Here is a 12,346-nt window from a genome sequence, read left to right on the forward strand (position 1 = left end):
GTTGCTGCGTCGGTGGAGGTCAGAGAGCGGATTGCGTTGCGATTCGGTATCCATCACAGCACGACGATGACCAACTTCCTTTGGACGACCACACACCACGCGCTAGGTTGTACCCACCGATTCTGCTGAACCGACGATTGCGACAGGCTCGACACAACGGACCGTCGTACAGGACGTGGCCCTCGGGTCGCGCCCGCCCAAGGAGGCGGCATGACCACATCTTCACCGTCCAGCGTGCCATCGGACAAGACGGCGCTGCCGGATTCGGACACGCCCGAAGGTCGGAGACTGTTGCGCAAGGCGATCGGCGCCTCCGCGATGGGCAACGCGACCGAATGGTACGACTACGGTGTCTATGCGGCCACCGCCACCTACCTCACCAACGCGTTCTTTCCCGGTGATCTCGGGACCATCGGCACCATGCTCGGTTTCGCGGTCTCGTTCGCGCTGCGACCTCTCGGCGGCATGGTGTGGGGACCCATCGGAGACCGCATCGGCCGCAAGGCCGTCCTGGCCACCACCATCCTGCTGATCTCGGTGGCCACAGCACTGATCGGTGTGCTCCCCACCCACGCGGTCGCCGGGATCTGGGCGCCGATCCTGTTGATCCTGTTGCGCGTGATCCAAGGTTTCTCCACCGGTGGTGAATACGGTGGCGCGGCAACCTTCATGGCCGAGTACGCGCCGGACAAGAAGCGTGGCCGGTACGGCTGCTTCCTGGAGTTCGGCACTCTGCTGGGCTTCGTCATGGGCACCGCGTTCGTGCTGTTCCTCGAACTCGGCCTCTCCGACGAGAACATGCAGACCTGGGGCTGGCGGATCCCGTTCTTCCTCGCACTGCCGTTGGGCCTGATCGGTCTCTACCTGCGCCGACAGATGTCCGACACCCCGGTGTTCACCGAACTCGAGCAGGAGGACGCCATCGAGGGGACGGCGTGGACGCGGTTCGTCGACCTGCTCAAGAACTACTGGCAGCCGATCCTGGTGATGTTCGGGATGGTGATTGCGCTGAACGTCGCGAACTACACTCTGTTGGCCTATCTCCCGACGTATCTGCAGAACAACATCGGTATGTCCACGACCACCGGCACCGTGACCATCCTGATCGGCGAACTGGCGATGATGGCGCTCATCCCGTTCTTCGGAAGATGGTCGGACACCGTCGGGCGCAAACCGCTGTGGTGGGGTTCGCTGATCGGTCTGTTCATCTTCGCGCTGCCGCTGTTCTGGCTGATGGGGCAGGGTTTCGCCTGGGCCATCGTGGGATTCGTCATCCTCGGTGTGTTGTACATCCCGCAACTCGCAACCATCTCCGCAACGTTCCCGGCGATGTTCCCCACCCAGGTGCGCTACGCCGGCTTCGCGATCTCCTACAACGTCGCCACGGCGGCCTTCGGCGGTACCGCACCGCTGGTCAACGATGCGGTCACCAAGAACGACGGATGGGACCTGTTCCCCGCCGGCTACATGATGGCCGCGTGTGCCATCGGCATGATCGCGTTGCCGTTCCTGCGAGAGACCGCGGGGTGCTCCATCCGTGGCACCGAGATCCCCGGCGAGGCCGAGGCGGACACCAAGGTCGCCGCCTGACGAGGGTTCCGGTGCTCGCGCACGGGGGATTGTCGTGCTCGCGCACGGGGGGATTGTGGCGCTTTTCCCGCAGTTTCGGCGATCTTCCGCTGATGTTTCAGCGGGAGATCACGACAGCATCGGGAAATCCGATCTCCCGCAGTTTTCGCGGGCTTCTGGGCACGCCGTGCGTCAACCGAGCAGGCGGCAGGCGAGGAGCGCGTAGGCGCGTGATGCGGCCGACAGGTCGGCGATGGCGACGGACTCGTCGGGCTGGTGCGCCTGGGAGTTGATGTCGCCGGGGCCGAGAACGATGGCGGGCACCCCCAGATCGCGGCTGACGAAGCCACCGTCGCAGGCCGCGGTCCATCCGCCGATCTTGGTGGCCACCCCGACCTCGCCCAATGCGGCGACCGCCTCGGTGACCAGCGGGTGGGATTCGGGGGTCGAGAATCCGGGCATCTCCATGGTCGCCCGGACATCGACGACGATCCCGTCGCTGTCGATCCCCGCCGCGGAGATGCGCTGTCGCAACACCTCTGCGATCGCGTCCACGCTCTCGCCGGGCATCAGACGGCGATCGACACCGAGTTCGCAGGTGGGTGCGACCACCGAGATACCTTGACCGCCACTGATGGTCCCGACGTTCCAGGTGCCCGCGCCCAGCAGTGGATCCAGAGACCGTTGCATGGCGTCGTGGTCGGCGCGGATCACCTCAACGATGCGGGCGGCGGCGTCGATGGCGCTGCGACCATCGGCCGGACGACCCGAGTGGGCCGCCCGACCGGTCACGCCGATCTCGATGTATGACGCACCGCGACAGGCGATCACCGTCTTCAGATGTGTCGGCTCGGCGACCACACAACCCAGGTAGCGCTCGACTGGTGGATGACGCACCAGATGGCGCACACCGGCCCCGTGCTCCTCTTCGTCGACCGCGCACACCAGGATCACCGGGCCGCTCAGCGACTGCCCGGCCAATGCCCGCATGGCCGTGAGGATGGCTGCCAGACCGCCTTTCATGTCGGTCGAGCCGCGCCCGACGATCAGCCCGTCGTGGACCCGTGGGGTGTACGGGTCATCCGTCCAGCCGGGCCCGGCGGGGACCACGTCGGAGTGACCGAGGAACATCAGCCCAGGACCGTCACCGCCGGGCAGGGTGGCGATCACGTTCTCCCGCCCCGGTGCGGCCTCCTGCAGTCTGACCGAGAGCCCCGCGTCGGCGGCCGCCGCGGCGAGCACGGCCACCGTCGCCGCCTCGGTGCCACCGGGGTTCTCACTGGGCGCCGCGATCAGCTCGCAGGTCAGCTTCGTGATGGCGTCGTCGTCGATCCGATCGAGGACGGCACGAGGGTCGACCGTGGTCACGGTCGACCGCGAGTCAGCGTCTCCAGACTCCGCGCCAACCGCTGCATCCCGATGTCGATGCGTTCCGGGGTGGACGATGCGAAGCACAACCGGAGTGCGTTGTGGAAACGTCCACCAGGGGACAACGCCGGACCGGGGATGAACGCGACCCCCTCGGCCAGAGCGATCTCGAACAGTTCGCGGGTGTCGACGTCGGCGTACTCGTTCTCCAGTGTCATCCAGCAGAAGAAGCCGCCCTCGGGGTCGGTCACCGACGCGACACCCGGCAGGTGCTTCGCCACCGCGGCGATCATCGCGTCCTTGCGCTCGCGATAGAGCACCCGCAGCGAGGCGAGGTGTTCGTCGAGGCCGCCGCGGGAGATGTACTCGGCGACGATGTGCTGGTTGGGAACGTTGGTGCAGGTGTCCATCGCCTGCTTGCCGTTGATCAGCAACTGTCGCAACGACGGATCGGCGTCGACCCACCCGACCCGCCAGCCAGGGGCGAGGATCTTGGAAAAGGTGCGCACACTGAACAGCAGCGGATCGTCGGGGCTGAGGGTGCGGAACGTGGGGACATCTTCGCCGGTGAAACGCAGCAGGCCGTACGGGTCGTCGTCGATGATGACCGCACCCCAGTGATGTGCCATCTCCAGCAACGCCTTTCGACGCTCCAGCGACATCGTCACCCCGGACGGGTTCTGAAAGGTGGGTATGGTGTAGATGGCCTTCGGGGTCTGTCGGGTCCGCGCCACGAGGTCGCCGAGCAGGTCGACGTCCATACCGTTCTCGTCGGTCGGCACCTCGAGCAACTGCGCGCCGTACGACAATGCGGTGGCGCTGCCGTTGGTGTACGTCGGGGATTCGACGATCACCAGGTCACCGGGATCGACGAACAGTTTGCAGGCGAGATCGAGGCCCTGCATGCCGCCGGTGGTGATGACGAGTCTGTCTTCGGACGCCGGGTCGGCCGTGCCCGCGAGGTAATCCACCAGCAGGCCGAGCAGGCGTGGCTCGCCTTCCGTGGCCCCGTAGGTGAACGAACTGCTGTCGAGGATCTCACCGGCGATCTGTCGGAACTCGTCCGACGGCACGGCCTCGTCGGCGGGCGAACCCATCGCGAACCGCACGATGTCGTGGCGCTGCGCGGCGAGCAGCGACGTGGACGAGTCGATCATCGATCCGACCAAGTCTTTCGCGCGGCCGGCCAGGGGGATCGTCGGTGCGGTCATGCTGCTCTCACTTCCTGATCAATTCCCGCGGGAAACTGGTGAAGGTCTCGGCGCCGTTCGCGCCGACGCGGATCGATTCCGAACACTCGTACCCGTACCCTCGCATCCACATGCCCGCGATGATGTGGAAAGTCATGTTCTCCTCGAGAATCGATTCGTCCTCGGTGCGGATGCTGACCGTCCGCTCACCCCAGTCCGGTGGGTAGCCGATCCCGATCGAGTAACCCAGTCGAGACGGCTTCTCCAGGCCGTACTTGGCCAGTGTCCAGTTCCACACCGACGCCAGTTCTCGGGTGGCGACACCGGGTTTCACCGCGTCGAGGACGTTGTTGAGACCCTCCGCCACGGCTTCGGCGACATAGTCGACCTCCTTACCGGGGTCACCCAGAGACACCGTGCGGGCCAGCGGACAGTGGTACCGGTTGTGAGCACCGGTCAGTTCGATGACCACGGCCTGGTCGTTGCCGAACTCGCCCTGATGCCAGGTGAGGTGCGGGGTGTCGGCGGCGTCGCCGGTGGGCATCATCGGAACGATGGCCGGGTAGTCCCCACCGAATCGGTCCGTTCCGGTGATCTGGGCCTGGGAGATGGCGGCGGCGGCATCACACTGCCGGACACCGACATCGATGGTGTCGATGGCCGCTCGCATCGCCTCACTGCAGACCATGCCCGCCTGGCGCATCAGCTGGATCTCCGGCTCGGACTTGATCAACCGAACCCAGTTCACCAGCTCGAAGTTGTCGACCAGCTTCCATTCCGGGATGGCGTTGAACAGCGCGCGATACGCCTTGGGAGTGAAGAAGTTCGAGTCCATCTCCAAACCCACCGAACCCGCCCGCGACGCCGGCGCGATCTGGTGGCGCTGCCGCAGCGCCCAGGCCACCCAGTCGAACGGATGCAGATGCGGCCGCTGCACATAGCTCTCCGGGTAACCGACGATCTGCTCGGGCGGCAGCCAGGTGGTGCGATGTGCGCCGTTGGCGTCCATCTCGCGGGCGAAGAAGATCATCTCGCCCTCGATGGGTACGAAGAGCATCTGCGGTGTGTAGAACGACCACGCGTTGTATCCGATGAGGTAGTAGATGTTGGCCGGATCGGTCACCACGATGGCCGACAGACCCTGCCGATCCATGTGCAACCGAACCTTCTGCAGTCGGCTCGCGTACTCCTCGTCGCTGAACAACTGCGCTCCGAGATACACCCGTCACTCCTCTCCGTGCGATCCCGGATCGATCAGCTCCGCGAGATGGATCCCGGTCGGCGCCGTGACCGTGGGATCGGTTGCCCGCAGGTGTTCGACGGCCATCGCGCAACTGAACCCGTCGGTGAGCACCGTAGCGGTCGGCGACGCGGTGCGCAGTGCGGGCGCCAGAGCCTGTTCGGCGACCTGCACGCTCACCTCGTAGTGACCCTTCTCGAAGCCGAAATTACCGGCGACACCGCAACATCCGTCGGCGACGTGTACGTCGCCGACGCCGAGGCGCTGCAGCACTCGACGTTGGGTGGCCGCCCCGAACACGGCGTATTCGTGACAGTGGGTTTGGAGTACCGCCGACGCGGGTGGTTCGACGGGCGGTCGCCAACCGTCGTCGAGCATGGTGCCGACGTGGGTGGCGAAACTGCGCACCCGGGCCGCCACCCGACGGGCCCCGGCGGTCGGAACGAGTTCGGGAAGATCTTTGCGCAGAGCCGCGGCGCAACTCGGCTCGGGCACCACGATGGGCCGGTCGGTGCCGTCGTCGAGACTCCGGGCGGTGGCCTCCAGCACCTTGCGGGCGCGATCCAGTTGGCCGGTGGAGATCCAGGTGAGCCCGCAGCAGGCGTCGGCGGTGCAGCCGACGCTCGAGTGGTGAGAACCGAGCACCCGGCCGGCCGCGGCGGCCACCTGCGGGCGGAACGCCTTGGTGAACGAGTCGACGAACAGCAACACGTCACCCTCGGTGCTCGACGACAGGGTGGCCAGGGCGTCACGGACGCGGCGACGTGCGGCCAGCCGTGGGGTGGTGCGTCGCGGGTCCAGACCGGCCGAGCGCGCCGCGAGGCCGCTGAATCGGGAGGCGAGCACCCGATTGGCCACCGGTGCCAGTCGGGTGGCCGCCGACAACCAGGCGGGCATCCACCCGAGTGAGTAGTGCGACAACGGCCGTGCGCGCCCGCGGTAGTGCTGATGGAGGAACTCGGCCTTGTAGTTCGCCATGTCGACCCCGGTGGGGCAGTCCGACGAGCAGGCTTTACAGGACAGGCACAGGTCCAACGCCTCGCGGACGTCGTCGGATCGCCAACCGCTGCGGACGTCGGGTGCGCTGCGCACCATCTCCTGCAGCACCCGGGCGCGGCCACGGGTGGAGTCCTTCTCATCGCGGGTCGCCCGGTAGCTCGGACACATCACGCCACCGCTGTCGGCTCGACAACGGCCCACCCCGATACATCCCTGCACCGCGTGTACGAACGGGTCCAGGCCCAGGTCGTCGACGTGACCGAAATCGATGGCGGTGGACCAGTCGCGGGTGGGGACCTCGGCCAGGGCGAGGTTGTCCTGCACGGGCGCCGGGTGGACGATGCTGCCGGGGTTCAATCGGCCCGCCGTGTCCCAGACGGCCTTGAAGTCCTCGAACGCGCGGATCATCCCCGGCGAGTACATGATCGGCAGGAACTGTGACCGTGCCCGACCGTCGCCGTGCTCTCCGGACAATGAACCACCGTGCTCCACAACCAGTTTCGCGGCGTCCTCGCAGAACGCGATCATGGTGTCACGACCCTCGGGGGTCCGCGGGTCGAAGGTGATCCGCACGTGCATACAACCGGCACCGAAGTGTCCGTACATGACCCCGGTCAGTCCGTGTTGTGTCAGCAGCGCCTCGAAGCCCTCGAGATACTCCGGCAGTCGGTGCGGGTCGACGGCGGAATCCTCCCAGCCGGGCCAGGACTCGTACCGCTTGCCCGCATCGGCGTCGGCCCCGCCGTTCTCCCAGTCGGGGTCGGCCAACCGGGACGACAATCCCGCCCCGTCCTCACGGACCCGCCACAGTTGGGCACGTTCACCGGCGTCGGGGACGGTCCTGCCGTCGACGAGCCTGCCGTTGGCCCGCAACTTCTGCAACAGCTCCTCGGCGGCCGCCTCCACATCCGGCGCGCTCTCCTCGTCGAGGTCGACGTAGAGCCAGGCGTGCCCGTCGGGTAACCCCGACACCGCATCCCGTCCGCGTCGTACCCGCATGGTCGCCACGATGCGTTCGTCGATGCCCTCGATGGCCGACGGCGAGTACTCGAGCATGGTGGGGACGTCTCGGGCCGCATCCACCACGTCGTGGTAACCCAGGCAGAGCAGCAGAGGTCGGGAGGGCACGGTCACCAGTCCGACGACGGCAGAGGTGACCACAACGCATGTCCCCTCGGATCCGACCAATGCGCGGGCGACGTCGAAACCGTGTTCCGGCAACAGATGTGCCAGGTGATAACCCGACACCTGGCGTGGGATCCGCTCGAGGTCGGTGCGGAAGATCGCGAGGTTGGCCGCGGTCAACGCCCGCAGCCGGGTCACGATCTCGGCCGCTCGGTCCGCCGCGGCGCGGTCCTCGGGATCGGTGGCGCGCAAGCCGCTACGGGTCGCGGTGAGTCGCAGGCCGTCCGCGGTGACCACCGACAGCTCTATGACGTGATCGGTGGTGCGACCGTAGCGCACCGAATGGTTCCCACACGCGTCGTTGCCGATCGCGCCACCGAGCGTGGCCCGTGACTGGCTCGACGGATCCGGCGCGAAGGTCAACGCGCCGTCGGTGGCCGCACGGACCTCGCGCTGCAGTGTGGTCAGCACCATACCCGCCTGTGCCCGCGCGGTACGGGCGTCGGCGTCCACCGCCAACACCCGATTCATGTACCGCGACATGTCCAGCACCACACCGGCGCCGATGGCGTTGCCGCCCATGCCCGTACCGCCGCCGCGCGGTATCACGACGGCCCCCACCCGATGACAGTGCGCAACCGCGGCGGCCACCTCGACGTCGTCTCGCGGGAACACCACGACCTGCGGGAGCAGCCGGTAATTGGAGGCGTCGTAGGCGTACTCGGACCGCCGTCGAGACGAGTCGTCGGCCTCGAGGCCCAGCCCGCGCAGAGCAGCGCAGAGCTCACCGGCCTCGTTCATGGCTCCACGGTGGACGCGGGGTCAGGTGTTGTCAACACGAACGAACAACTGCGACGCCTGGCTGGTCACCCTCCCCTACGGTGGGTTCCATGAGCGACTCCCGGACCCCGCTGGTGATCGTCACCCGAGACGACCTCGCCCCGCCGACCAACCTGGACGACATCTCTCTGCTGGCCGACGTGACGATGACGACCGCCGAGACGCTGTCCGACCACCTCCCCGGTGCCGAGGTTCTGCTCAACTGGGATTTCTTCTCGGGGACACTGCGCGACGCGTGGCAGCGCGCGGACGCGTTGCGGTGGGTGCACGTGTGCGCGGCCGGGGTGGACGCGGTGCTCTTCGACGAGTTGCGCGAGTCCGACGTGCAGGTCACCAATGCGCACGGTGTGTTCGACCGACCGATCGCGGAGTTCGTGCTCGCGTCGGTACTGGCCCATCGCAAACAGCTGTACGTCTCCGACGAACTGCAGCGGACGGGCGTCTGGCGCCACCGGGAGACCGAGTTGGTGGCGGGGTCGCGCGCGCTGGTCATCGGCACCGGGGGTATCGGCCGAGCGGTGGCGCGTCTGCTCACCGCGGTGGGCGTGGAGGTCACCGGAGCCGGTCGGACCGCCCGCACCGGTGACCCCGACTTCGGCGAGGTGTTCGCAACCGAGGAGCTCGCCGACCGCGTCGGCGCATTCGACACGGTGGTGGCGATAGCGCCGCTGACCGCTCAGACCGCAGGGCTGATCGACGCGACGGTGTTGGCGGCGATGAAGCAGACCGCGCAGCTGGTGAACGTGGGTCGGGGAGCGTTGGTGGACGAGCGGGCGTTGGTCGACGCGTTGACCGTGGGGTCCATCGCCTCGGCCGCACTGGACGTGTTCGAGGTGGAGCCGCTGTCCGTCGACAGCCCGCTGTGGGCGATGCCGAATGTCCACATCTCCCCACACATGAGCGGCGACGTGATCGGGTGGCGCACACGGTTGGCCGAACAGTTCCTCGACAATCTGCGTCGGTATCGAGCAGGCCGACCACTTGCCGCCCCGGTGGACAAGTCGAAGGGGTACGTGTCCGGGTGATGCGCTCGCCGCGGCGGTGCGTCCTCACCTGTCGGCGCTGACCCCCTTCGGTGGTGTTCCGTTTGGTGGTGTTCCGTTCCAGAGGCGCTTGCTGACAAACTATTGATACAGTTCGCAAAAGAATTCCGGATTCGGATGCACGAACGCTTGCTGACGTGCGCTGATTCCGGGCAGTGCTGAGAAGTCGATTCGAGAGACCGACGGCTTCGCGCCGGGTGTGCCGGCTTCGGTCGACGACAGTGAGGACAGCAGATGCTCGGAAAGAAGAAGAACTCCGACACCGACGACGCCGCGTCCACGAGGTCCGAACCGCGTGACGAGCCCACTCGTGAGGTGGCCGTGGGCGACGTGGTGACCGTGACGACCGACGACGGGGGCACCGCGCGCGGCACCCTGATCGAGGACTTCGGCACACAGGACGACAGCGGTTCGACCCGACTGGCCCCCGATGTGCGGGTCCGCCCTCGTCGATGGGCGATTCAACTCGACGACGGCGGACTCGTCTTCGCCGATGACGACGCACTGGCGCCGGGCTCGCGAATCTGAAGCTCCCCATTCGCACGCCGCCCGCTCCGTCACCGCCGACGCAGATCCCGTTCGGTCGCGGTGCGTGCGGTGTGATCCTGATGACCGCCTGTCTGCTGTCCGCCTGTGGATCGGATGACCGGGGTTCGGCCCGAGAGCAGGCCCCGGCGGGGCGCAGCACCGTGGCCGACGCCGAGAAATCGGTGACGGACTCCTGCGTGGCCGCGGTGCGTGCACAACTCGCCGACGACCAGGCACGACTGGGGAACGTGTCGGTCTTTCCGCTCGACGACACCACCTGGGTGATCGACGGCCAGGTACCCGGCCTCGGTGGCCAGCGCAGGTTCGGATGTACCGCCACCTCCTCCGGTGCCGACGAATGGCAGATCGACGTGGCGTTCTTCGACAGCACGGGCGGTTGACCGCGGTGTCTCAGACGTATCTCAGATTTCGCTCCTAACCTCGGCTGCGACGTCGAGCAAGCGGAGGGACCATCGTGAGCGAGGAGCGCAAACCGGCCGGTTCCGGGCGCGCGACCGTGCTGCTGTGTCTGGCCGGACTGGTGGTCGCCGGTGTGGGCCTGGCCTACTGCGTGCACCTCGGGGCCACCGAGTCGAGCCGTAACGCCGCCGCGACCAGATCACCGGCCGAGATCAAGATGCTCACGTCCGCCGACGGGTCGTCAACGGCCCTGACCGAGACCGCAGGCGCCGTCAGCGGGGTCGATTCGGCGAAGTCCAAGATGTTGCTCGGCACGGTGCGTTCGCTGACGGCGACAGACATCAGGGTGCAGATGAGCGACGGCCGTGAACACCTGGTGACGTTGAACGCACAGACCCATTACGAATCCGTACACGGCGCCGGCCGCGAGGGGATCCGGGTGGGTGACCTGGTGGTGGTCCACGTGCTGCAACAGGGTCAGACGATGGTGGCCGACCTGATCATCGACGGCCGTGTCACGGCCAGCCAGCCCGGCAACTGATCGTCGACGTGGCCCGGTCGTGCGTCGGCGCTGACCACGGTCGGTCGGTACGCGGTTCGTCGGGTCCGGTCGACTACGCTGTTGCACGATGACCGCCCTCTATTTCGTCCTCGCGGCGCTGGCTCTGGCCGGTGCGGCCGCCCTGCTGTGGTTGGACCGCCGGCGCACCACCGGGGTCCGGCGCGAACGTGCTGCCTGGGCGTCCGGTCACGACCTGGATTTCCGAACCCAGGGCGACGACCTGCGAGGCCGTTTCCAGCGGGCGACCACCGACGTCGGCGCCGACGTCAGGATCGAGGACGTGGCGTCGGGGATGTACCGGGGTCAGGAGGTGCTGATCTTCGATCTCGCCGCCGTGGCCACCATCGTCGCGGTGCGTCGCGGCTCCAGCTCGGCGGTGGTGGTCGACCTGAGGGACGAGGATGCACTGGCGCCCGCCGAGGATGATGTGGAGTTGCTCGGCGCGATGGGCAAGCGGGTCATGTTCGCCACCCATCTGTCGGTGGCGCGCCGAGTGTGCGATCGGCGGATGGTCGCGCTGGCGACCAACGCGCCCCGCTACATCGAGGTCCTGTGGAACGAGGACGAGTGGGCACTGGGTTCGATGCCGGTGACCAACGACTCCGAACGCCTCGACACCGCACTGGAGACCGTGCGCCGGTTCAGTGATCTGCTGCGGGTGCTGCCGCCGGCCGCGGATCAACCTCCGGCGCGTGGTCCGCACGATCCGCTGGCCCCTGTCGGACGACCCCGCGAGCCGCGCACCGTGGCATCCGCGCAGCGGGGGGAGCGGCCGGCGTCCACGCCCGTGCCGTCGCCTGCGCCGCCACGACGGCATGTCCGCTCCGTCGACGACGAGGTGCCCGAGCGGCCGCCCTTGCGGCCGTATCAGCCGGGCCACCATGAACGTGAGCCCTACCAGGGAGGAGACGCGTGACCGAGAACCGCACCGACCGTGACCGGTTGGCCGAACTCGTCGTCGAACTCGCGGTGGTGCACGGCCGGGTCACGCTGTCGTCCGGCCGAGAAGCCGACTACTACGTCGATCTGCGGCGGGCCACGCTGCAGCACGAGTCGTCCCGGCTCATCGGGCGATTGATGCGCGAGCTCACCGCCGACTGGGACTACCACGCCGTCGGTGGTCTGACCCTGGGCGCCGACCCGGTCGCGACGTCGATCATGCATGCGGCGGGCCGACCCGTCGATGCCTTCGTGGTGCGCAAGGCGGTCAAGACGCACGGTATGCAACGGCGGATCGAGGGCCCGGACATCGAGGGGCGGCGGGTACTGATCGTGGAGGACACCTCCACGACCGGGCAGTCGCCGCTGACCGCGGTGCAGGCGGCCCGAGACGCAGGCGCCGAGGTGGTCGGGGTGGCCACCGTGGTGGACCGGGCCACCGGCGCCGACGCGATCATCGCGGCCGAGGGCGTGGAGTACCGCTCACTGCTGGGCTTGGGCGACCTGGGCCTGGCCTGAACGC

Annotated in this window: 11 protein-coding genes; 7 read left to right on the forward strand and 4 right to left on the reverse strand. The window is 67.6% G+C overall.

The window, feature by feature from the left end; genetic code table 11:
• Positions 1-210: 210 nt before the first annotated feature.
• Complete coding sequence (locus BW971_RS01235; RefSeq protein ID WP_076475782.1) at positions 211-1,590, forward strand: MFS transporter; 1,380 nt, start codon at positions 211-213, stop codon at positions 1,588-1,590.
• A 171-nt stretch (positions 1,591-1,761) separates the two neighbouring features.
• Here BW971_RS01235 and BW971_RS01240 read toward each other — a convergent pair whose 3' ends face one another.
• Genes BW971_RS01240 through BW971_RS01255 form a run of 4 tightly spaced genes read right to left on the reverse strand, consistent with a single transcriptional unit; the run spans position 1,762 to position 8,292 of the window.
• Positions 1,762-2,937 (reverse strand): M20 family metallopeptidase, encoded by a 1,176-nt coding sequence (locus BW971_RS01240; RefSeq protein ID WP_076475784.1) that lies wholly within the window; start codon positions 2,935-2,937, stop codon positions 1,762-1,764.
• A complete protein-coding gene (locus BW971_RS01245; protein ID WP_076475786.1) occupies positions 2,934-4,148 on the reverse strand; it encodes an aminotransferase-like domain-containing protein in 1,215 nt (404 codons plus the stop codon). Before BW971_RS01245 ends, BW971_RS01240 begins: the two co-directional genes overlap by 4 nt.
• A gap of 7 nt (positions 4,149-4,155) precedes the next feature.
• The gene (locus tag BW971_RS01250; protein WP_076475788.1) at positions 4,156-5,349 is read right to left on the reverse strand and encodes a M24 family metallopeptidase; all 1,194 of its coding nucleotides are present in this window, start codon (positions 5,347-5,349) and stop codon (positions 4,156-4,158) included.
• 3 nt (positions 5,350-5,352) lie between these two features.
• On the reverse strand, positions 5,353-8,292 hold the full coding sequence (locus BW971_RS01255) for an FAD-binding and (Fe-S)-binding domain-containing protein (protein WP_076475790.1): 2,940 nt from the start codon (positions 8,290-8,292) through the stop codon (positions 5,353-5,355).
• Between the two features lie 89 nt (positions 8,293-8,381).
• On the opposite strand from BW971_RS01255, the gene BW971_RS01260 reads away from it, so the two are divergent.
• The 6 genes from BW971_RS01260 (at position 8,382) to pyrE (ending at position 12,342) form a co-directional block, all read left to right on the forward strand.
• Complete coding sequence (locus BW971_RS01260) at positions 8,382-9,356, forward strand: D-2-hydroxyacid dehydrogenase (RefSeq protein ID WP_076475792.1); 975 nt, start codon at positions 8,382-8,384, stop codon at positions 9,354-9,356.
• Positions 9,357-9,608: 252 nt separating this feature from the next.
• Positions 9,609-9,902, forward strand: a complete 294-nt coding sequence (locus BW971_RS01265; protein ID WP_076475794.1) for a hypothetical protein — start codon at positions 9,609-9,611, stop codon at positions 9,900-9,902.
• A gap of 80 nt (positions 9,903-9,982) precedes the next feature.
• Entirely contained in the window at positions 9,983-10,303 is a 321-nt protein-coding gene (locus tag BW971_RS01270; RefSeq protein WP_143690150.1) for a hypothetical protein, read from the forward strand.
• A gap of 74 nt (positions 10,304-10,377) precedes the next feature.
• Positions 10,378-10,863, forward strand: coding sequence for a hypothetical protein (locus BW971_RS01275; RefSeq protein ID WP_076475798.1), 486 nt, complete (start codon positions 10,378-10,380; stop codon positions 10,861-10,863).
• An 88-nt stretch (positions 10,864-10,951) separates the two neighbouring features.
• Positions 10,952-11,800, forward strand: a complete 849-nt coding sequence (locus tag BW971_RS01280) for a type III secretion system chaperone family protein (protein ID WP_076475800.1) — start codon at positions 10,952-10,954, stop codon at positions 11,798-11,800.
• A complete protein-coding gene (gene pyrE, locus BW971_RS01285) occupies positions 11,797-12,342 on the forward strand; it encodes an orotate phosphoribosyltransferase (RefSeq protein WP_076475802.1) in 546 nt (181 codons plus the stop codon). Before BW971_RS01280 ends, pyrE begins: the two co-directional genes overlap by 4 nt.
• Positions 12,343-12,346 lie beyond the last annotated feature (4 nt).

The sequence above is a fragment of the Williamsia sterculiae genome, from assembly GCF_900156495.1.
Lineage (GTDB): Bacteria > Actinomycetota > Actinomycetes > Mycobacteriales > Mycobacteriaceae > Williamsia_B > Williamsia_B sterculiae.

Coding starts and splice junctions, on each gene's coding strand:
- BW971_RS01235 (WP_076475782.1), top strand. CDS start 211: ATGACCACATCTTCACCGTCCAGCGTGCCATCGGACAAGACGGCGCTG.
- BW971_RS01245 (WP_076475786.1), bottom strand. CDS start 4,148: ATGACCGCACCGACGATCCCCCTGGCCGGCCGCGCGAAAGACTTGGTC.
- BW971_RS01255 (WP_076475790.1), bottom strand. CDS start 8,292: ATGAACGAGGCCGGTGAGCTCTGCGCTGCTCTGCGCGGGCTGGGCCTC.
- BW971_RS01260 (WP_076475792.1), top strand. CDS start 8,382: ATGAGCGACTCCCGGACCCCGCTGGTGATCGTCACCCGAGACGACCTC.
- BW971_RS01265 (WP_076475794.1), top strand. CDS start 9,609: ATGCTCGGAAAGAAGAAGAACTCCGACACCGACGACGCCGCGTCCACG.
- BW971_RS01270 (WP_143690150.1), top strand. CDS start 9,983: ATGACCGCCTGTCTGCTGTCCGCCTGTGGATCGGATGACCGGGGTTCG.
- BW971_RS01280 (WP_076475800.1), top strand. CDS start 10,952: ATGACCGCCCTCTATTTCGTCCTCGCGGCGCTGGCTCTGGCCGGTGCG.